We start from the raw sequence: 20,551 nt of genomic DNA on the forward strand, positions 1-20,551 counted from the left end.
TCGGCCGCGTTGATCAGGCGAGCTGGTCGCAGAACCGAGCGGCGGTCCCACCACGGCCGCCAGATGAGGCGAGTTGGCCGCAGAATCCGGCGGCGGTCTCACTTCAGCGAACACGGATTGCTGAGTTGCCGCGAGCCCAGTCACGGAAGCCTCACTGCACCGGCCGGACAGGGCTGTTGACCTGCAATCCAGCAGAGAGAGCCCCGAATCCGCCACCACGTACAGCCGAGTTGTCCACAGCTCCCGCGTTATCCACCGCCCAACCATTTCCGCAGGTCACCGAAACGCGTTCGCGGCGAGGTGACCGATGGTGGTCTCATGCGACCGGGACTGATGGAAGTTCGAGACAAGCAATTCGGCGCCTTCACCGCCTGGCAGGCCTTGTGCGAGTACACCCGCGCCGAAATGCGCACTCGCGTGGACCGTGGCGATTGGGTGCGCGTGTTCCACGGCGTCTACCGCGAGGCCGCGACACCGCCGACTCCGCAACTGCGGGTCGAGGCGGCGCGGCTGTCGATCGGCGCCCAGTCACTGGCCGCCGCATACGGGACCAGCGCGGAGCTACATGGATTCGCGGTGGGCGAAAGCCGGGCGACACATGTGCTCGGCGCTCAGCGGTCGCGAACCTCGCGTCTGGTCGTGCACAGCGACCGGACCGAGCCGGGCGAACTGGACCTGATCAAAGGCACCGTGACGACGAACGCCATCCGCACCACGGTCGACGTCGCGCGCACCACCGATCGGCTCGACGCACTGGCGACGCTGGATTCGGCCCTGCGCCTCGGGGTCTCCCGTACCGCATTGCTCGCGGAGAGTGAGCGGCACCGAGGACGTCGCGGCTATGTGCAGGCGGTGGAGCTGATCGAACTGGCCGACGGCCGCGCGGAGTCGCCGATGGAGTCGCGGACGCGCCTGCGCTGTATCGACGCCGGATTGCCGCGACCCGAGCCGCAGGTGGACGTGCTGACTAGCAATGGGCTACGAAGACTCGACCTGGGCTGGCCCGAGTGGCGTATCGGCCTGGAGTACGACAGCGCCGCATGGCATTCGGGCGACGCGGCGGCAGCGCGTGACGACCTGCGGCACAACTGGCTCTCGGCGGATGGGTGGACCGTCTACTACGCCACCGCCTCCGACGTGTACTTGCGACCCGAGAACTTCGTAGAACCCATCCGATGCGCGATGAGGGGGCGGTAGCTAGTGGTTGGGTTTCGCATGCTGAAGCCGCGTCGTGCGCGAGGATCAGTCTTCGATGAGCCGCCCGTTGTCCATATGCCAGCGGCGGTTCGCGCGGACCGAGTCAAGCATCCGCCGGTCGTGCGTGACGAGCAGCATTGTGCCGGTGAAGGATTCGACGGCCTGCTCGAGCTGTTCGATCGCGGGCAGGTCGAGGTGGTTCGTCGGCTCGTCCAGCACGAGCAGGTTCACTCCGCGTGCTTGCAACAGCGCCAGCGCGGCGCGGGTGCGCTCGCCGGGCGAGAGAGTGTCGCAGGCGCGCAGCACGTGCTGCCCGCGCAGGCCGAACTTCGCCAGCAGCGTGCGCGCCTCCGCGTCCGGCCAGTCCGGCATTTCCGCACTGAAAGTGTCCGCGAGGGAAGCGGTTCCGCGGAAGAGTCCGCGCGCTTGGTCGACCTCGCCGATCTCGACACCGGAGCCGAGCGACGCGGTCCCCGAGTCGGGCTGGATCTTGCCGAGCAGCAGCGCGAGCAGCGTCGACTTGCCGGAACCGTTCGCGCCGGTCAGCACGATCCGATCGGCCCAGTCCACCTGGGTCGTCACCGGGCCGAGGGTGAAGTCGCCGCGGGTGACCGTCGCGTCGGAGACCGTGGCGACCACCGATCCGCTCCGTGGCGCCGCGGCGATAGACATCCGCAGCTCCCACTCCTTGCGCGGTTCCTCCACCACTTCCAGCCGCTCGATACGGCGTTGTGTCTGACGGGCTTTGGCAGCCTGCTTCTCGGTCGACTCCGCGCGCATCTTGCGGCCCGCCTTGTCGGAATCGAGCCTCTTCGGGTCGCGTGCCTTGCGGCGGGCGTTGCGCACACCGTGCTCGAGCCAGTTGCGCTGCATCTGCGCGCGCGCCTCCAAGCCCGCCTTGGTGTCGGCGTACTCCTCGTAGGCGTCCCTGGCGTGCTGGCGGGCGATCGCCCGTTCGGCGAGATACGACTCGTAGCTGCCGTCGTAGACACCGACCTGCTGCTGCGCCAGATCCAGTTCGACGATCCGGTTCGCGGTGCGCGCCAAGAACTCTCGATCGTGGCTGATCACCATCAGCGGCACTCGCACGCCGGTGACGAACTGCTCGAGGCGAGCAAGTCCGTCCAAGTCCAGATCGTTCGTCGGCTCGTCGAGCAGCAGAATGTCGAAGCGGGACAGCAAGACCGATGCCAGTCCGGCCCGCGCCGCCTGACCGCCCGAGAGACCGGTCATCGGCGTGTCCAGCCCGCTCGCGAGGCTGGAAGTGAGACCCAGCTCCGCGGCGACCTCCTCGGCCCGCTGATCGAGGTCGGCTCCGCCGAGCGCGAGCCAGCGTTCCAGCGCGGGCGTGTAATCGTCCGCACCGCCCTCGGCGAGCCGTTCGGCGGCGGAGTCCATGGCGTGCTGCGCCGCCGTGACCCCCGTCCGTCGGCCGAGGAACTCCAGGACGGTTTCGCCCGGAATCCGATCCGGCTCCTGCGCCAGGTAACCGACCGTCGCGTCCGGCGGGCTGAGGGTGATCGAGCCGGTGGGCGCCGTGCGGTCGGCGAGCATGCGCAGCAACGTCGACTTGCCGGCGCCGTTGACGCCGACCAGGCCGATCACGTCCCCCGGAGCCAGCGTCAGGTCCAGCTCGTCGAACAGGGTGCGTTCGCCGTGTCCGGCGGAGAGTCCGCGCGCATGCAAAGTGGTGCTCACTGGGAGAAGTCTGCCGTGCTCGCGTCAGCGCACCGCACGGGGTCGCACTCGGAAGACCCTCACCGGCCGCCGAGCAGGGCGGGTTCGCGGTCGTACTCGGGGTTCCACCCTGAGTCGAGGCTTCGAGAATTCAGGGTGCCGATGGGTCACCGGACCGATGTGCGTGAGCGCGATTGTGCGGAGAGTGGATGGCACAGCGTTCGACACCAGAGAGGGAAATCCGATGACCGCACCCGCCCGCCGCCTCACCCGCACCTCCCACGACAAGTGGATCGCCGGAGTCTGCGGTGGCATCGCACAGTACTTCGGCTGGAACGCAGGCATCGTCCGGCTGCTGTTCGTTCTGTCCTGCCTGCTGCCCGGACCGCAGTTCATCCTGTACCTCGTTCTCTGGCTGGTGATTCCGAAAAAGTGACCACCACGACCGGGTCGGGGGCTGCGCCAGGGACTCGTGGATGACAGGATGGAGTGATTCCCCGCGTCCTGCGGGAGTTCCGTACCATCGCACGAGTCCCGTCCGAGGAGGAGCCATGATCACGTCCGGCGAGTTCCCGGGCATGGATCTACCCGACATCGACGCGTCCACGCCGTTGGGCGGACTCGGTGCGGTCGAACTGGACCAGCCCACCCAGGACATCAACGCCGACGGCATCCTGGATTCCATCACCACCCAGGGCGACGACGCGATGCAGGTCTGGACCGACTACGACCACGACGGCTTCGCCGACCACGTCACCGTCGTGGAAAAAGACGGCGACTACGCCGCCTGGGAATTCCACCGCCACCCCGACGGATCCTCCGAATGGGTGCGCACCGATCAGGGCAAACTCGGGCAGTAGTCGAGTCCGCCGGCGGGTGCGCCGCCAAAAGCCACCCGCCACCGACTCTTCCGAGAGGCGCCGCGCGGCCTCGTGATTCCGCACCGGCAAGACTCGTCCGACGGCGGTCCCGCACGCGGCCGAAAGCCGAGCGCCCCCAGAGGAACCCGACGATTGCGCTCGCCTCCGACTACACTCCCTCCCATACGGCCCCCGAACGCCGACCCCATGGAGGGGTGAAACAGGCCGCAGGCTGCAATGATCCGCACATCATCCGTGCGGATCATTGGAACCTGCGTCCACGTCCCCACGAGCCCGATTGAGCCTCGTTCCGGCGCCCAGTAAGTTCTCTGTACGACTGCGGCGCAGTGCTAGAGATCCGACGGAACCGAGCAACGCCCAAGCGCGTCGAAGAAAGTAAGGCGATTCTCGGCGTGCCTAGGCTCCCTAGGGTTCCGAGCTGGGGATCGGACGAAGCGACTACGGAGGGGCCCCGTACTGATGACCGACTCGAGCAGCACGCTTGGTGTGAAGACCGGTGAGCTCGGCAAGTTGAGCAACGAGCTTCAGGCGTCGACCGACGTCGTCAAGAATCAGATCAAGAAGATCAGCGACAACCTCTTCGGGCCGGGCGACGCCGGAACGAAGTACCAGAGCAAAGGCAAGGACATTCAGAGCGGGCTCGAAGCGCTGCGGCAACGCATCGACGACTGGTCGAACGCGAGCGGCGCCACCGCGGACGTGATCGGCGCCGCGGTGGTCAGCTACTCCACTGTGGACGAACAGCGTGCCAGCGAACTGAACACCAAGTGACCTGGGGGACCGAAGAATGACTGATGCGCCCGTCTCCAGCACTATCGCGCAGCTGCTGGACTACGGATCGAGGATGCTGCTGTACTTCGAAAACTTCGAGCCGCGCTACAAACGAGCCTTCGGTGACTTGCCCAGCAGCCTGAAGAGCTACGAAGACCTGCACAAGCGGTACTACGAGCAGAACGGGCTGAACGAGGACAAGCTCACGAATACGGTCGACGCCTTGAAAGAGGTCGTCAAGGCGATGCAAGAGCAGTACGGTGCGCAATCGAAGACCTCGGAGAGCATTTCGCAGGCCTGGCAGGGTGACGCGGCGACCGCGGCGCTGAACATGATGTCCACTCAGCTCAGGCTGGCCGACGCAGATGCCAAGATCGCCCAGGAAATCCTCGGGGCTTTCGAAAAGGCTCCGCAGAGCCTTCGTTTGGCCGTCAAAATCAAGTCGGACCAGGTTCTCCAGATTTTGGAGAATGGCGAACATGTAAAGATCGACGGCAAAACGCCGGAGGATGTAGACGCGATCATCTCGGGAGCGGGGGGCGTGTCGTGGACTAACACTTGGTCCGGGGACAGTGAGGCCAATAAGGTCGTCCGTATCTTCCCCGACATGCTGGAAGGGGCCAAAGACGGCTTCACAGGATGGGTCACAAACAATTTCATGGGTGGCGTGATATTCCCGGGCTCGCCCTACGAGCAGATGATCAAAGACAGATGTCAGCACTGGCTGGACAACGTCTTCAAGCCCGATTACACATCGAAGACAACGAAATTCATCGAAGCCTGTGACAAGACGGATACCAAGGTCACGGAAGCTTACGATCTGATCATCACCGCGGTGAAGAAAATCTCCGAGGAGCCGTATCCCCGGCCCGCCGGGACACCCAAGACATCCAATCCCGCACCAGGCAATAACAATCCAGGCCCGAGCCCCGGTCCTAGCCCTGGACCCAGCAACAACCCTGGTCCGAGCACCACGCCGGATGACACGACGACCGACGACGATGACGACGACTCGACGCAATCGGTGTCGTTGGAGGGTCTCGCGAGCTTGGCCGAGTCGCTGTCTTCGGCGGCGAGCACCATTGCCACGGGGTTGAGCTCGGGTCTCAGCGCGCTGAGCGGTGTCATTCAAGACGGCGTCGACACGGCGTTGGAACAGTTGGAAGCGGCTACCACACCGACGGAAGACGACGCCAAGACGGACGAGGAGAACAAGGACGACAAGGCGAAGGCCGAGTTCGATCTCGCGGGAAAGCATGTGACGGTCGAAATGGGACCGGACGGACAGTTGAAGCTGGTCGCCACCGATCCCGATGGCACATCGCACGAATACGGCATGAAGTTCGACGAGAACGGCAATCCGGTCATCACCGATACCGAGCAGAAGCCTGGCGAGGACGAGACTCCTCCTCCCGGGGAGGAGAAGCCCGCCGACGGTGGTCAGAATCCGGAGGGCGGTACCGGCAATCCCGGTGGGTCCACGCCGGTTCCGCCGGGTACCAAGCGGGAAGAGGACGGCGAGTACAAGCCGGAGCCCATTCCGGCGCCTGTCATCGAAGAGGACACCACAGAACCGGAAGAGCCGTTCGACAGCGGTGCGCAGCTGGCCGAGGCGGGACCATTGTGATTCCGGCTCGCGCAGCATGATCGGGATCGGCTAGGAGTGCAGCCATGGTGAATTACGCCCAGGAGATGGAGCGGATCGGTGACGAGTGCCGCCGGATATCCGCAGCGATCTCAGAAGATTTGATCGAGATAAACCGGAGGACGGCCGACAAGAGCCGCGAACTCGCGGAGCAGTCCGCGGCGGCGATGCGGGAGTTCTGGGAAGAGCACGGCGAAGAAATCGCCAAGGCCCAAGCCGAGGCCGAGGAGAAGGAACGGCAAGAGGTCGAGGCCAGGGCCGAACAGGAGCGGCTAGCGGCCGAGGCGCGCGAGCAGCGGGAGGCGATCGCAAGGTCCATCGCGGCACGCAAGTCGAAGGACGTCGTCACGCCGATCGACGAGGACGACGATCCCGAGTCGGAGTACTACCGACGGAAGAGCTGGTTGATCTGAGGGCCGGGAGCGTCTGAAGGCTGGGAGCGCCGCCTGCGTTCGAGCGGGCGGCGCTCTCCTCTTACTTCCGCAGCAAGTGGGCGAGGGTGCCGATGGAGAGCTTCGGCCGTTCCTCTTCTTCCTGCGGCGCGTTCGGGTCGACGAGCTGGGTGTGGGGGATGACGGTTTCCGGGTCGGCGAAGGGCCTGTAGGTCTTGTCGCCGAGGAGGGTGTAGTTGAGGTAGCCGACGAGGAGCGCGCGGGTGGTGCGAGCGGTTTTGGCTTCGTGCTTGCCCGCGCCGAGGGCGGCCAGGGCGCGGCGGCCCTCGATGATGCCGTTGTGCGAGGCGCCGTCGACTGTCCGCAGGAGCGCGTCGCCGCCCCACGCGGCGGTGAGCGGGAACGCGTTGGAGCTGACGGAGGAGACGTCGGTGGCGCCCGCCACGACGAGCGCGGGGATGTCGAGGTCGGGGGCGAGGGTTTCCGCTGCGGGAGCGGTCGGCGCGGGGTAGAGGGCGGCGAAGGCGGCGACCTTGCGCTGCGCCGCGGCGATGACGGCGGCGCCCGCACCCATGCCGTGCCCGACCAGGGCGAGCTTGTCGGGGTGCACGCTGATTTCGCCGTCGCCGAGGCGGACGCCGGTGCAAATGTCGAGGCTGGTGAGCAAGTCGGTCGCGAGGCCGAGATGTGACGGAATCGGTCCGCGCTCGGTGTCGGGAGCGGCGACAACGAAACCCCAGGACGCGAGGTGTTGGAGCAAATCGCGATAGTTGCCGACGCCGGTGAGCCAGCCGTGTCCGAACGCAACAGCTGGTAGACCGAGTCCGCTTTCGGGCGTATAGACGACCCCGGGCTGGCCCGCGATGGCCAGATTTCCCCGCAGCACCCGGTGCGGGCCGCGGCTGGTCAGGGTGCTCAGTAGCGATTTCACAGACGCCGACACGACGTGAACGTTAACCGATAAGTACTCTGGGGAGCCATGTGCGGAATCGTTGGCTACGTCGGATACCGGGACGCGCTCGGCGTCGTCGTTGACGCATTGCGCCGCATGGAATATCGCGGGTACGACTCCGCGGGCGTCGCAATCCTGGACGGACAGGGCGCTCTCGCGGTGGAGCGCAAGGCGGGCAGGCTGGCCAATCTGGAGGCCGAGCTGGCCGAAGCCGGGGCCGTGAGCTTCGCGGGCACCACCGGTATGGGTCACACGCGCTGGGCCACGCACGGCGCGCCGACCGACCGCAACGCGCACCCGCACCGGGATGTCACCGGCAAGGTCGCCGTGGTGCACAACGGCATCATCGAGAACTTCGCGCCGCTGCGGCGCGAGCTGGAGGACGCCGGGGTCGAGCTGCGCAGCGACACCGACACCGAGGTCGCGGTGCACCTGGTGGCCCATGCGTACGCCGACGGTCCGACCGCGGGCGATTTCCCGGCCAGCGCGCTGGCCGTGCTTCGCCGCTTGGAGGGCGCGTTCACGCTGGTGTTCACCCACGCCGATCACCCCGACGTGATCGTCGCGGCGCGCCGCAACACCCCGCTGGTGGTCGGCGTCGGCAAGGGCGAGATGTTCATCGCCTCGGACGTCACCGCGTTCATCGAACACACCCGCGAGGCGGTCGAGCTCGGCCAGGATCAGGCCGTGGTGATCACCTCCGACAGCTACCGGGTCACCGACTTCGCCGGCGTCGAGGACGGGGTGCGCACCCGCCCGTTCACCATCGACTGGGATCTGGCGGCCGCCGAGAAGGGCGGCCACGATTACTTCATGCTCAAGGAGATCGAGGAGCAGCCGACCGCCGTCGCCGACACCCTGATCGGGCATTTCACCACCGACGAGTCCGGCGGCCGGATCGTGCTGGACGAGCAGCGGCTCGCCGATCAGGAGCTGCGCGAGTTCGACAAGGTCTTCGTGGTGGCGTGCGGCAGTTCGTATCACGCGGGCCTGCTGGCCAAGTACGCGATCGAGCATTGGACGCGCCTGCCCGTCGAAGTGGAGCTGGCCAGCGAGTTCCGCTACCGCGACCCGGTCCTGGACCGGTCGACGCTGGTGGTGGCGATCTCGCAGTCCGGTGAGACCGCCGACACGCTGGAGGCGGTGCGACACGCCAAGGAGCAGAAGGCGCGCGTGCTCGCCATCTGCAACACCAACGGCGCGCAGATCCCGCGCGAGTCCGACGCGGTCCTCTACACCCGCACCGGTCCGGAGATCGGCGTCGCCTCCACCAAGGCGTTCCTGGCGCAAGTGGCGGCGAACTACCTGGTGGGTCTGGCGCTGGCGCAGGCGCGCGGCACCAAGTACCCCGACGAGGTGGCGCGCGAGTTCAACGAGCTGGAGGCCATGCCGAAGCTGGTCGAGCGGGTGCTGGAGACGGCGCCGCAGGTGCGGGCGATCGCCAGGGAGCTGGCGCACGTGCCGACCGTGCTGTTCCTCGGCCGCCACGTGGGGTACCCGGTGGCGCTGGAGGGTGCGCTCAAGCTCAAGGAGCTCGCGTACATGCACGCCGAGGGCTTCGCCGCCGGTGAGCTCAAGCACGGCCCGATCGCGCTGATCGAGGACGGACTGCCGGTGATCGTGGTGATGCCCTCGCCGAAGGGTCGCGCGGTGCTGCACTCCAAGCTGCTGAGCAATATCCGCGAGATCCAGGCGCGCGGCGCGCGGACGATCGTGATCGCGGAGGAGGGCGACGACACGGTGCGCCCGTTCGCCGACGACCTGATCGAAATCCCCTCGGCGCCCACTCTCTTTCAACCGCTGCTCTCGACCGTCCCGTTGCAGATCTTCGCCGCCGAGGTGGCGCAGGCCCGCGGCTACGACGTCGACAAGCCGCGGAACCTGGCGAAATCGGTCACGGTCGAATAGACCTCGGCCGGGCGTGTCCTCCCGGCTGCCGCCGCGAACGACCGAGCCACAAGCCGTCCGGCCCGTTGGCCACTTTCGGCCGAGACGACGGCCGCGGCGGACGACCAACCCAGCCGCGCGGCACCTTGATCACCTTCGGCTGAGCCGCCCAGCCGGCAGAGTGCGGGCACGCCGCGGAACCTGGATCCGTGCTGTCGCAACCGGACTCGGCGGCAAACGCCGACGGGCCTCGGAGTAGTGACACTCCGAGGCCCGTTCAACGCACGCATCACCCGCGACTGGCGATGGGTTCCCGCTCGACATCGTCGGCATCCCGAGCGCTTCCACGCTCCAGCGCACCCGACACCACCGCCCAACCCCAGCGCGCTGACCGCCGCGCCGTCCTGATCCAGTTGGGTGCGGCATACCCGTAGCCCGCGCCCGTAGCCCGCGGCGATGACCAGCCCGCCGAGCCGGGCCGAAAGCGCGTTGCCGAGGTGAAGGCGCCGATGTTCACCGCGGAGGCGAGGGTGGGGGCGCCCGCGGCCTGATCGAGAACCCGTTTCTGCGGCGGCGGGACGGTGGCGAACACGAACACGAACACGAGCACGACGGTGACGGCGGCGGCGGGCTTGCTGTGCGCGGTGAGCGTGAACAGCGCGAGGACCGCCGGCCGACCCCGAATTCGCGCTGCTCGTCGCGGCCGTCGAGGCGCTGAACACCTCGTCCGCGCGCGGTGCGCGGACCAGGGCGTATCGGCCGGTGTGACCGGAACTACTGCACGGTGACGGTGCCGCGCATCTCCGGGTGCAGGGTGCACAGGTAGCGGTAGGTGCCCGCCTGGGTGAAGGTGTAGCTCCACTCGCCCTTGTCGAAGATCGGGCTGTTGATGCCCATGGCCTTGTCGCCGATGCCCTGCACGGCGTGCGGCGCCTTGTCGGAGAACTTCCAGGTGACGGTGTCGCCGATGCCGATCGTGACGTTCTCGGGGGAGAACTTCATGTCGTCCACGTCGACGGTGACGGCGGCCGCCTTGCGTTCGCCGGTCGGGACGGCGGTCGCCGACGTGGCCTTCGCGGTGGTGGTGGGCGCGGTGGCGGAATCGTCGGAGCCGCAGCCTGCCAGTACAAGCGTCGCCGCCACGGCGAAGGCGGTGACGAACGGAGCGGGCTTGGCGCGGCTGACCATCGACATGATGTCCGAGCCTAGTCGCCGGGTGGACGGGGAACCGCCGGGGCTTGCGGCACGGCGGATTTCGCGGTGCATGGCGGTAGTGTCCGGACATGCGGGCGGCAGGCTCGCGGCACGCAGGTTCCGAACCAGTGGAGGCGCCGATGTCCGTTCAACGGGGCTATTTCACCGCCGACGAAGTGCGCGCGGCCGAGGCCGAACTGTTCACCAGGGTGCCCGAGGGTGTGCCCATGCAGCGCGCGGCGCACGGCTTGGCGACGGTCGTCGCCGGTGAGCTTCGAGCGCGCACGGGCGGCGTCGCCGGACGGGCCGTGACGCTGCTGGTCGGTTCCGGCGACAACGGTGGTGACGCCCTGTGGGCGGGTACGAAGCTGCGCCGAAGGGGCGTGGCGGTGACGGCCGTGCTGCTCGATCCCGCTCGCGCGCACGCGAAAGGGCTTGCCGCGCTGCGCGCCTCGGGCGGCCGGGTGCGCGAGGAGCTCGGCGAGCCCGATCTGGTCGTGGACGGCATCGTCGGCATCTCCGGGCGCGGATCGCTGCGGCCGCGCGCCGCGGAACTCGTTGCGGGGGTGGATGTTCCGATCGTGGCGGCGGACCTGCCGAGCGGAGTCGACCCGGACACCGGCGCGGTGACCGGGCCCGCCGTGCGCGCGGCGGTGACGGTCGCCTTCGGCGCGTACAAGCCGGTGCACGCGCTGGCCGCGCCGTGGTGTGGGCGGATCGAGTTGGTGCCCATCGGGTTGCGGCTCCCCGAGCCCGATCTCGCAGCCCTCGAACCGGCGTGGATCGGCGCGCGGTGGCCGGTGCCCGGGCCGGCCGACGACAAGTACACCCAGGGCGTCACCGGAATCTGCGCGGGCAGCGCGACCTATCCCGGTGCGGCCGTGTTGTGCACGGGCGGTGCGGTGGCAGCGACCTCCGGCATGGTGCGCTACGCGGGTACCGGATCGGCGCAGGTGCTCGCGCACTTTCCGGAAGTGATTGCGGCGCAGAGCGTCTCCGACACCGGGCGGGTGCAGTCCTGGGTGTTCGGCCCGGGGGCGGGCACGGACGCGGACGCGTACGAACGGCTCGAGGAGATCCTCGCCACCGACCTGCCGGTGGTGGTGGACGCCGACGGGCTGACCCTGCTCGCCGCCGCACCCGAGCTGGTGCGCAGCCGCACCGCGCCGACGGTGCTGACGCCGCACGCCGGGGAATTCGCCCGCCTGACCGGGCAGGAGGTGGGCGCGGATCGCGTCGGAGCGGTCCGCGACCTCGCCGAGAAGTGGCAGGTCACCGTTCTCCTCAAGGGCCGGGCCACCCTCGTCGCCGCACCGGGACATCCGGTGCTCGTCAACGAGGCGGGCGGTTCCTGGGCGGCTACCGCAGGCGCGGGCGACGTCCTCTCCGGCGTCATCGGCGCCCTGCTCGCGGCAGGGCGCGACCCCGCTTGGTCCGCCGCGGCCGCCGCCCGTGCGCATGCTCTGGCCGCCAACCTCGCCGCCCACGAGAATCACCCGACCGCCGCTCCCACTTCGGCGACCCCGCTTCTGAACCACCTCCGAGCGGCGATCCGCACTCTGCGTTCGTTGAGCGACTGAAGCCGCCGGTTGCCCACTCGACCGCGGCGTTCGCCGACCCGGGTGTCCCGTCGAGCTCGCTCCTCCGTCATCGAGGGTCGATCCCGGCCCGAAGCTGATCGAGCGGTTGTCGCTCGCTCGGGCCGCAGAACGATCGACCAGCGGTCCCCTTCATTTCGCGGATGCGCTGGGTACAGGCGCGTAGCGACGCCTCGCGATTGCCGGAGGTTGGCTGTGCTCGACAGCGGCTTTGACGAGGGCGAATGCCGTCCCGATGGACGCCAATGTTTCACTTCTCCGGCCGCGCTCGACCCGTCCGAAAGGGCTCCGACGCCGTGTTCGGGCCCGGGCCGCCGACGTCCGGTACACCTCGATGACCTGCGGTATCGGTACTCCCTCGCGACGCGGATCCCGGGAATGGCAGGATCGGCAGCTGTGAGTGCGCAAGTGGAGACGGTCGTCGATCTTGATGCCATTGCCCACAATGTGCGGGTCCTGCGTGAGTACGCGGGAGACGCGGCGGTGATGGTGGTGGTGAAGGCCGACGGCTACAACCACGGCGCGGCGGAGGTCGCGCGGACCGCGTTGGCGGCGGGAGCTCGTGAGCTCGGCACGACCACGATTCCGGAGGCGCTGCAATTGCGGGCGGCCGGGATCGACGCGCCGATTCTGTGCTGGCTCAACAACTCCGGCTCCGACTACGCCGCCGCGATCGCGGACGACATCGAGATCGGCATCTCCTCGCTGGCGCATCTGCGGTCGGTCGAGGCGGCGGCCCGGCGGGTGGGCCGGACCGCGACGGTCACCCTCAAGGTCGACACCGGGTTGAACCGCAACGGCATCGCCCCGGACGAATACCCGCGGGTCCTCGCCGCGCTGCGCGACCTGGTGGCGGAGGGCGTCGTGCGCTTCCGCGCGATCTTCTCCCACCTGGCGCACGCCGACGAGCCCGACCACCCGTTCCTCGACGTGCAGCGCGACCGGTTCGTCGAGGCCATCGCCGAGGCAGAGCGGCACGGTCTGCCGCCCGAGGTCGCGCACCTGGCCAACTCCGCCGCCGCCGTCACCCGGCCCGACCTGGCCTTCGACATGGTCCGCCCGGGCATCGCGGTGTACGGCCTCAGCCCGGTCCCCGAGATGGGCGATTTCGGGCTGCGCCCCGCGATGACGTTCCAAGCCAAGGTCGCGCTCGTGAAACGGGTGGCCGCGGGCGAGGGCGTCTCGTACGGGCACCAGTGGATCGCCCCGCACGACACCACCGTCGCCCTCGTCCCCGCCGGGTACGCCGACGGCGTGTTCCGCCCGCTGAGCGGCCGCTTCGAGGTGTGGCTCGGCGGCATGCGACGCCCCAACGTCGGGCGGGTGTGCATGGACCAGTTCGTCGTCGACCTGGGCGACAACGCCGCGGGCGTGGCGGAGGGCGACACCGCGATCCTCTTCGGCGGCGGTGTGGACGAGCCGGGCGCGCAGGACTGGGCGGACCTGCTCGGCACCATCCACTACGAGATCGTGTGCTCACCGCGCGGACGGGTCGCGCGACGTCATATCGGAGCGGATCCGGCTTGCCCGCGCTGACACCGTGTGCTGGACTCGTCGACGTGTGTGCCGCTGACAGGTGAGGGGTTCTCGATGCGATCGCGACGTCCGAAAGTAGTGCGGGGCAACAACAATCACTCGACCATCTGGCGCGGTGGGATGGCGACCGCCGGTATGGTCGGCGCGCTCGCGGGCGCGCACGCGCTACGCCGCGCGGGCGCGAAGGCGCTCTGGCCCGCGCGCCGCGACGAGTACCGCGACGAGGACTTCGCGCTCATGACAGAGGACAGCGCGGGCGCGGTGATCGCCGAGGACGGCGTCCGGCTCGCCACCAGCGAATGCGGTCCGGCCGACGCGCCGCTCACCGTCGTCTTCGTGCACGGTTTCTGCAACAGCATGGAGTCCTTTCACTTCCAGCGACGCGATCTGGAGAAGCGCTGGGGCGCGCAGGCCCGCCTGGTGTTCTTCGACCTGCGCGGACACGGGCGCTCCGGCACGCCTGCCACCGAGAGCTGCACCGTGGCGCAGCTCGGCCGCGACGTGGCCGCCGTCATCGAGGCGAGCGCACCCACCGGACCGGTCGCGCTGGTGGGTCACTCGCTCGGCGGTATGGCCGTGCTCGCCGCGGCGGCCCAGTTCCCCGAGCTGTTCGCGCGCCGGGTGATCGCGATCGCGCTGCTCTCCACGGCGGCCGCCGAGGTCACCGGGGCGGGCATCACCCAGCTGCTGCGCAACCCGGCGATCGACGGCTTCCGGCTCGCGGTGCACACCGCGCCCGCGCTGGTGCAGGCCGGTCGATCCACGGTGCGGCACTTGATCACGCCGATCCTGCACGTCAGCTCGTTCCGCGGACCGGTCAGCCCGACGCTGTCCAGGTTCACCACGCTGATGATCGACGACACCCCGGTGCAGACGATCGTCAAGTTCCTGAAAGCCATTGAGCTGCACGACGAATCGGCCGCCCTGCCGACGCTGGCCGGACTTCCGGTGCTGGTGCTCGGCGGCGCGCACGACCTGGTCATCCCGTTCCGCAACTCGCGCGCCCTCGCCCGTGAGCTGCCCAACAGCGAACTGGTCCGCCTCGCCGATGCCGCCCACATGCCGCATCTGCAGTTCCCCGACACCGTCAACTACGCGCTGCACCGGCTGCTGGTGCGCGCCGGGTTCTTCCGCGCCGACGAGGCCGACGAAGCCGACGCGGCCTCGGCAGGGTGAGCGAGGCCCGTCCCGGCGACCCCGAAGCTGATCGCGGCCGGGCCGACCCGCGCCGGTACGCTCGACCCGGATCAGCGGCAAGGCGAGAACGGATCGGAGGGCGGCGGTGACGCAGCAACGGCGAACGCTGCCGACCGTGGAGGACACCGAGGCGCTGGGCCGCGAACTGGCAGGCGAACTCGGCGCGGGCGACCTCGTGGTGCTCGACGGTCCGCTCGGCGCGGGCAAGACAGCATTGACGCGCGGCATCGCCGCCGGCCTCGGCGTGCAGGGCCGAGTGAGCTCGCCCACCTTCATCATCGCCAGGCAGCACCGCGCGGGCCTGCGCGTCGGCGCCGCGCCGGTGCCCATGGTGCACGTGGACGCCTACCGGCTCGGCGGCGATCTGGACGCGCTCGACGCCCTCGACCTCGACACCGACCTGCACGAGGCGGTGGTCGTCGTGGAGTGGGGCCTCGGGGTCGTCGAGCACTTGGCCGAGCGGCACCTGCGCGTCCTGCTGACCAGGGAACCGGAATCCGATGTGCGAACAGCGGTCTGGGAGTGGGTCGAGTAGACGCAGGTCACAGTGGGCGCCGGGCGGATCGGCCGCCGGGTTTAGCTACCCGGTAGCTCCGCGCCGCGGCGAGGTACCACCCGGTATCGTTGGGCCAATCATGCTTGTACTAGCTGTCGACACCGCGACACCCGCCGTTACAGCGGGATTGGTGGAACTGGAGCAGGCCGCGCCCGATGCGGTCACCGCGGCCGAGCTGCGCACCGTCGCCTCGCGGGTCCGGGTCGATGCCCGCGCCCACGCCGAGGTGCTGACCCCGCAGATCCTCGAATGCCTCACCGAGGCAGGCCGTTCCAGGACCGATATCGCCGCGGTCGTCGCCGGTATCGGGCCCGGCCCGTTCACCGGCTTGCGGGTCGGCATGGCGACCGCGGCCGCCTTCGGTGACGCCCTCGGCGTCCCGGTGTACGGCGTGTGCAGCTTGGACGCGATCGCCTCGGACGTCTTCGCTCAGGGCGAGTTCACCGCCGACGGCGAGCTGCTCGTCGTGACCGACGCGCGCAGGCGCGAGGTGTACTGGGCGCGCTACCGTGCCGGGCTGCGCGTCGCGGGGCCGGACGTGGTCAAGCCCGCCGCGCTCGATCACGACTCGGCCGCGGCGGTCGCGGGCTCCGCCTCGCACGTCGACCTGTTCGATCTTCCGGTGCTGCCGGTGGAGACGCCCTCGCCCGCAGGCTTGGTGCGCGTCGCCGCCGCCGAGCTGCTCGCGTGCGCCGTGCCGGAACCGCTGGTGCCGCTCTACCTGCGCAGGCCGGACGCGGTGGAGAACGCCTACCGCACCCTCGACAGGACGGGAGCGTGATGGTGGACGACGAAGTACGCACCGCCGCCTTCCGCATCGAGCCGATGAACGTGGGCGACATCGAGCGCTGCGTCGAACTCGAACAACTGCTGTTCCCGGAGGACGATCCGTGGCACGCGGTCGCCTTCCGCTCGGAACTCGCCGGACGGCACAACCGCTACATCACCGCGCGCGACGAGGACGGGCGGATGGTCGGATACGCGGGCGTGGCGCTGCTCGGTGACGCAGCACACCCCGAGGCCGAGGTGCACACCATCGGCGTCGACCCGAACTACCACCGCGGGGGCATCGGCACTCTGCTGCTCGAGGCGCTGCTCGCGGAGGCGGGCCAGCGCGGCGGACCGGTCTTCCTGGAGGTGCGCACCGACAACGCGCCCGCCATCGCGCTCTATGCCAAGCACGGATTCCACATCATCGGCTTGCGCAAGAACTACTACCACCCCAGCGGCGCCGACGCCTACACCATGCGCAGGCCGGAACTGACCGCGCTCCCGCTTCCCGACGAGGTGCTGTCGTGATCGTCATGGGCATCGAGTCCTCCTGCGACGAAACGGGAGTCGGCATCGTCCGCCGCAACCCCGACGGCAGCTGTGAGCTGCTCGCCGACGAGGTCGCCTCCAGCGTCGACCAGCACGCGCGCTTCGGCGGCGTGGTGCCGGAGATCGCCTCGCGCGCGCACCTGGAGGCGATCGTGCCCGCCATGCGCCGGGCGCTGTCGGCGGCGGGCATCGCCAAGCCCGACGCACTCGCGGTCACCATCGGCCCCGGTCTGGCCGGAGCGCTGCTGGTCGGCGTCGCGGCCGCGAAAGCTTATGCGGCGGCCTGGGATGTGCCGTTCTACGCGCTGAACCATCTCGGCGGCCATGTCGCGGTGGACACGTTGGAGCACGGACCGATGCCGCCCTGCGTGGCGCTGCTGGTGTCCGGCGGGCACACCCATCTGCTGCACGTCACCGATCTGGCCGAGCCCATCGTCGAACTGGGCAGCACGGTCGACGACGCGGCGGGGGAGGCCTTCGACAAGGTGGCCCGGCTGCTCGGTCTCGGCTTCCCCGGCGGACCCGCGCTGGACGCGGCCGCCGCGAGCGGCGATCCGAAGGCGATCGCGTTCCCGCGCGGCATGACCGGGCCGCGCGACCCGCGCTACGACTTCTCGTTCTCCGGCCTCAAGACCGCCGTCGCACGCTACGTGGAGGCCGCGCAGCGCAGCGGTGTCGCGCCCGAGGACCTGCCGATCCCGGATATCGCCGCGTCCTTCCAGGAGGCGGTCGCCGACGTGCTGACCATGAAGGCCATTCGCGCCGCCCAGGACGTGGGTGCAGGCACCCTGGTGCTCGGCGGTGGCGCCACCGCCAACTCGCGGATTCGCTCGCTGGCCGAAGAACGCTGCGCCGCGGCGGGTTTGACGCTGCGGGTGCCGAAACCGCGGCTGTGCACCGACAACGGCGTGATGATCGCCGCGCTCGGCGCGCATGTCATCGCGGGCGGGGCGAAGCCCTCACCCCTCACCGTCGCGACCGATCCGGGGTTGCCGGTATCGGTCAGCCAGATCGGCTGAGCTGTCGGGTGCCGATCTGGCTGCCTGCGGGCCGAATCGGATCGTCTACCAGCGAATGGCATTCCGTCCGGGGGTGATTCGTTCGGTCGGATCGAGCGTGCCGTTCAGCGGTGCGGGGCGAACTCGACCTCGAGCAGCGGCAGTGCGCTCGTCGTGTCCTGCCCGGCGGAGCCCGAGTTGGAGCGCGGCATCGGGATCGGAATCCTGGTGTGTGCGGGCGCCTGGGGCGGCCCACTCGCCGGAGGGGGCGCCGGGCTCGTCGACGGCCCGTATTCCTCGCGGTTCTGCTGTGTGGGCAAGAGGGGGTTACCAGGGGGATTCAGCAGCGGGCCGAGCAGTTCCGGGAACGGGATCGGCGGGAGGTTCGGGTCGGGGCGCAGCGTCGGCTGGGCCGATGGGATCGGCGCCGGTGTCGGGATCGGCGTCGGTGTGAACACGGCGCCGGTGCGGGTCGACGGCAGACCGGCCTCCTGGGTGCCCGGCGGCGGCGATGCGACGGTGGACCCCTCGGTGGTCTCGCGGCCGCCGGAGGTGACAGTCCCCGCGCCGGTCTGCGGGGGCACTGTGACCGACGTCGGCGGCAGTTGCGCGCTACTCGTCGTACCCGCGGGCGAGACCTCCTCGTCCGACGTCGGCGCGAAGGTCTTGAAGCCGTAGCCGACCACCAGGCCGACCACCACGATGGCTCCGGCGAGCGTGCCGATGACCTTGGTGAAGGTGCCCGCGGGCGCGTCGCCGCCGATCCCGGCCGCCACCGGGAACCCGGAAGGCTGTGCGGCGTCGGCCACCAGCGCGGCGCCCTTGGCGATGACCGCCTCCGGATCGTCGACGGTGAGCACCGGCACATCGAGTGCGCGTTCGAGGGTCTCGAGGACGGCGGGGATGTTGGCGCCACCGCCGATCACCGCCACCGCCTCCGGGGACTTGGGCGCCCGCGCGAACACCGCCGCGGTGAACAAGGCGGTGTCGCGCAGCAGATCTCCGATCAGTTCCTCGAAATCGGCCCTGGTGAGTTTGAGCGGCCTGCCCGCGACGTGGTCGATGGTGACGGCGGGCGAAACCGAGAGATGTTCCTTGGCGGCGCGGCCGCGGTTGGTCAGCATGCGGCGGTTCGGCCTGGTGCCGCGCCGGGCGTAGTGGAGGTCGACCAGGTGGTGGTAGATCAGGTCGTCGATCGCGTTGCCGCTGATCGCGTGGATGCGTTCGGAGCGAAGCACGGTGCCGTCGGCCTGCTCGGCGACGGTGACGCTCAGACCGGTCGCGCCGAGGTCGACGACGGCGACCGTCTCGTAGCGGTCGAGCAGCCCGGTGTGGCGCAGGAAGGTGAGCGCGGCGGTGCCTTCCGGGACCAGCTCCAGCTCACGCTGTTTGCCGGTGGCCGAACGGATCACCTGCGCCTGCTCCTTGCTGCGGTAGGCGACGGCGACGCTGGTCGGCGGCCTGCCCGCCGCCGCTTCCAGCCCGACCGAGCCGGTGCCTGCGAATCGGACGCCGACCGGCTGAGTGGGCCACGCGATGTCGTGCGGCACTTGCTGACTCGGTAGCTGGGTGGTCATCAGGTCGATGGACGACGCGACCAGATCACCGATGTCGGAATGGGCCGCGTCGGCGGAAACGACGCGGTAGTCGAAGCTTTGGGCGCCGTTCGGCGCGGTGGCGACCAGCGCCGAGCACACGACCTCGTTCCCGGCGGAGATGCCGAGGGATGTTCGCATGTTCACCTCCCTTCGAGCGGATGGTCATCCTGTCGCCGACCATCTCGAATGGACTTCCGGACCGTCGCGTGGTCGGCGAGCGATCCGAACTCGGGATCCGGCCGGACCGACGTCCGGGTGGGTCGCGAGAACCGGCCTTGGATCACGTGTGGACTTGCCCTCTGGGTGAAGCTGTGGCGCAACGGGATCTGTGACGCTGTGCTGGTTCTTTCGTAACGCTCGATGCCTCCCTCGGACGCCGGTTCGTGATGAACTCGGCGGCCGAAGAACGACCGTCGTCAATACTGTCACAATCCGTTATCCGAACGTTACAGATTTCCCGAACCAATGGAAAGCCCTGAGGCCGTGGGGCAACCAACCCTGGTGAGTGCATATCGGAACAGCGGCGGGTCGCGAAGTGGGACGACGACGCGCATTGGCACCGCCCGGCCTTGAGCGCTGGCACTCTCGTGTATAGAGTGCTAGTGGCACTGGTGAACGTGGACGGCCGGGTAACCGTCCGCCCTCCGCATTCGCCGGGTGTCAGCAGTTGTGACTACTGAGCAGGGGTCCCGGCACCCGCGACGACGGGGCTATGCGCAGGGTCAGCACCGTGACCGAACCGATGGTCCGGGACAACAGTTCCGGACGACCGTAAATCCCCTGAAAGTGGAGGGCTCAACGTGGCGAGCGTGAACATCAAGCCGCTCGAGGACAAGATCCTCGTCCAGGCCAACGAGGCCGAGACGACGACGGCCTCCGGCCTGGTCATCCCGGACACGGCGAAGGAGAAGCCGCAGGAAGGCACCGTCGTCGCCGTCGGCCCCGGCCGCTGGGACGAGGACGGCGAGAAGCGCATCCCGCTGGACGTCCAGGAGGGTGACACCGTCATCTACAGCAAGTACGGCGGCACCGAGATCAAGTACCAGGGCGAGGAGTACCTGATCCTCTCCGCGCGCGACGTGCTGGCTGTCGTCAGCAAGTGACCGCGCTCGGCGCGGTCCGGATCGGATCGCGCTTCCCGGCCACGCCCGG

General features: G+C 69.1%; 20 protein-coding genes. 15 read left to right on the forward strand and 5 right to left on the reverse strand.

The window, feature by feature from the left end; all coding sequences use genetic code 11:
• Positions 1-318 precede the first annotated feature (318 nt).
• Complete coding sequence (locus tag ACRWNM_RS05720; protein WP_431964191.1) at positions 319-1,197, forward strand: hypothetical protein; 879 nt, start codon at positions 319-321, stop codon at positions 1,195-1,197.
• 45 nt (positions 1,198-1,242) lie between these two features.
• Here the strand turns inward: ACRWNM_RS05720 and ACRWNM_RS05725 are convergent, their stop codons facing one another.
• Positions 1,243-2,895, reverse strand: a complete 1,653-nt coding sequence (locus ACRWNM_RS05725) for an ABC-F family ATP-binding cassette domain-containing protein (protein WP_431964193.1) — start codon at positions 2,893-2,895, stop codon at positions 1,243-1,245.
• A gap of 223 nt (positions 2,896-3,118) precedes the next feature.
• Here ACRWNM_RS05725 and ACRWNM_RS05730 point away from each other — a divergent pair, with 223 nt between their 5' ends.
• From ACRWNM_RS05730 to ACRWNM_RS05750, 5 genes are all read left to right on the forward strand, one after another.
• Positions 3,119-3,310: a PspC domain-containing protein gene (locus ACRWNM_RS05730; RefSeq protein WP_067784968.1), complete on the forward strand. Its 192-nt coding sequence runs from the start codon at positions 3,119-3,121 to the stop codon at positions 3,308-3,310.
• Positions 3,311-3,425: 115 nt separating this feature from the next.
• Positions 3,426-3,734: a DUF6802 family protein gene (locus ACRWNM_RS05735; RefSeq protein ID WP_431964195.1), complete on the forward strand. Its 309-nt coding sequence runs from the start codon at positions 3,426-3,428 to the stop codon at positions 3,732-3,734.
• A gap of 480 nt (positions 3,735-4,214) precedes the next feature.
• Positions 4,215-4,526, forward strand: coding sequence for a hypothetical protein (locus ACRWNM_RS05740; protein WP_431964197.1), 312 nt, complete (start codon positions 4,215-4,217; stop codon positions 4,524-4,526).
• Between the two features lie 16 nt (positions 4,527-4,542).
• Positions 4,543-6,153 carry a hypothetical protein gene (locus ACRWNM_RS05745; protein WP_431964199.1) on the forward strand — a complete coding sequence of 537 codons (1,611 nt, stop codon included), beginning with the start codon at positions 4,543-4,545 and terminating at the stop codon, positions 6,151-6,153.
• 44 nt (positions 6,154-6,197) lie between these two features.
• Entirely contained in the window at positions 6,198-6,584 is a 387-nt protein-coding gene (locus ACRWNM_RS05750) for a hypothetical protein (protein ID WP_431964201.1), read from the forward strand.
• A gap of 61 nt (positions 6,585-6,645) precedes the next feature.
• Here the strand turns inward: ACRWNM_RS05750 and ACRWNM_RS05755 are convergent, their stop codons facing one another.
• Positions 6,646-7,506, reverse strand: coding sequence for a dienelactone hydrolase family protein (locus ACRWNM_RS05755; protein ID WP_431964203.1), 861 nt, complete (start codon positions 7,504-7,506; stop codon positions 6,646-6,648).
• A gap of 36 nt (positions 7,507-7,542) precedes the next feature.
• Between ACRWNM_RS05755 and glmS the strand changes: the two genes are divergently transcribed.
• Positions 7,543-9,423 (forward strand): glutamine--fructose-6-phosphate transaminase (isomerizing), encoded by a 1,881-nt coding sequence (gene glmS, locus ACRWNM_RS05760; RefSeq protein WP_431964205.1) that lies wholly within the window; start codon positions 7,543-7,545, stop codon positions 9,421-9,423.
• Positions 9,424-9,691: 268 nt separating this feature from the next.
• On the opposite strand, the gene ACRWNM_RS05765 is transcribed toward glmS, so the two are convergent.
• Together ACRWNM_RS05765 and ACRWNM_RS05770 are read right to left on the reverse strand one after the other, a co-directional pair.
• Positions 9,692-10,006: a hypothetical protein gene (locus ACRWNM_RS05765; RefSeq protein ID WP_431964207.1), complete on the reverse strand. Its 315-nt coding sequence runs from the start codon at positions 10,004-10,006 to the stop codon at positions 9,692-9,694.
• Positions 10,007-10,176: 170 nt separating this feature from the next.
• Positions 10,177-10,596: a cupredoxin domain-containing protein gene (locus ACRWNM_RS05770; protein WP_431964209.1), complete on the reverse strand. Its 420-nt coding sequence runs from the start codon at positions 10,594-10,596 to the stop codon at positions 10,177-10,179.
• Between the two features lie 140 nt (positions 10,597-10,736).
• Between ACRWNM_RS05770 and ACRWNM_RS05775 the strand changes: the two genes are divergently transcribed.
• The 7 genes from ACRWNM_RS05775 to tsaD all read left to right on the forward strand — a co-directional run bounded on the left by ACRWNM_RS05775 (position 10,737) and on the right by tsaD (position 17,822).
• Positions 10,737-12,176: an NAD(P)H-hydrate dehydratase gene (locus ACRWNM_RS05775; protein ID WP_431964211.1), complete on the forward strand. Its 1,440-nt coding sequence runs from the start codon at positions 10,737-10,739 to the stop codon at positions 12,174-12,176.
• A 396-nt stretch (positions 12,177-12,572) separates the two neighbouring features.
• Positions 12,573-13,730 carry an alanine racemase gene (alr, locus tag ACRWNM_RS05780; RefSeq protein WP_431964213.1) on the forward strand — a complete coding sequence of 386 codons (1,158 nt, stop codon included), beginning with the start codon at positions 12,573-12,575 and terminating at the stop codon, positions 13,728-13,730.
• Between the two features lie 120 nt (positions 13,731-13,850).
• Positions 13,851-14,906: an alpha/beta fold hydrolase gene (locus ACRWNM_RS05785; protein WP_431964215.1), complete on the forward strand. Its 1,056-nt coding sequence runs from the start codon at positions 13,851-13,853 to the stop codon at positions 14,904-14,906.
• Between the two features lie 106 nt (positions 14,907-15,012).
• Entirely contained in the window at positions 15,013-15,462 is a 450-nt protein-coding gene (tsaE, locus tag ACRWNM_RS05790) for a tRNA (adenosine(37)-N6)-threonylcarbamoyltransferase complex ATPase subunit type 1 TsaE (protein ID WP_431964217.1), read from the forward strand.
• A 100-nt stretch (positions 15,463-15,562) separates the two neighbouring features.
• Positions 15,563-16,264, forward strand: coding sequence for a tRNA (adenosine(37)-N6)-threonylcarbamoyltransferase complex dimerization subunit type 1 TsaB (tsaB, locus tag ACRWNM_RS05795; RefSeq protein ID WP_431964219.1), 702 nt, complete (start codon positions 15,563-15,565; stop codon positions 16,262-16,264).
• On the forward strand, positions 16,264-16,782 hold the full coding sequence (gene rimI, locus ACRWNM_RS05800) for a ribosomal protein S18-alanine N-acetyltransferase (RefSeq protein WP_431964537.1): 519 nt from the start codon (positions 16,264-16,266) through the stop codon (positions 16,780-16,782). Before tsaB ends, rimI begins: the two co-directional genes overlap by 1 nt.
• Positions 16,779-17,822: a tRNA (adenosine(37)-N6)-threonylcarbamoyltransferase complex transferase subunit TsaD gene (tsaD, locus tag ACRWNM_RS05805; protein WP_431964221.1), complete on the forward strand. Its 1,044-nt coding sequence runs from the start codon at positions 16,779-16,781 to the stop codon at positions 17,820-17,822. The genes rimI and tsaD overlap by 4 nt, the downstream gene beginning before the upstream one ends.
• 104 nt (positions 17,823-17,926) lie before the next feature.
• On the opposite strand, the gene ACRWNM_RS05810 is transcribed toward tsaD, so the two are convergent.
• Entirely contained in the window at positions 17,927-19,537 is a 1,611-nt protein-coding gene (locus ACRWNM_RS05810) for an Hsp70 family protein (RefSeq protein ID WP_431964223.1), read from the reverse strand.
• 662 nt (positions 19,538-20,199) lie between these two features.
• Between ACRWNM_RS05810 and groES the strand changes: the two genes are divergently transcribed.
• Positions 20,200-20,502: a co-chaperone GroES gene (groES, locus tag ACRWNM_RS05815; protein ID WP_014349218.1), complete on the forward strand. Its 303-nt coding sequence runs from the start codon at positions 20,200-20,202 to the stop codon at positions 20,500-20,502.
• Positions 20,503-20,551: the final 49 nt, after the last annotated feature.

Origin of the sequence: Nocardia sp. bgisy134 (genome assembly GCF_965341865.1) — a bacterium.
Taxonomy (GTDB): domain Bacteria; phylum Actinomycetota; class Actinomycetes; order Mycobacteriales; family Mycobacteriaceae; genus Nocardia.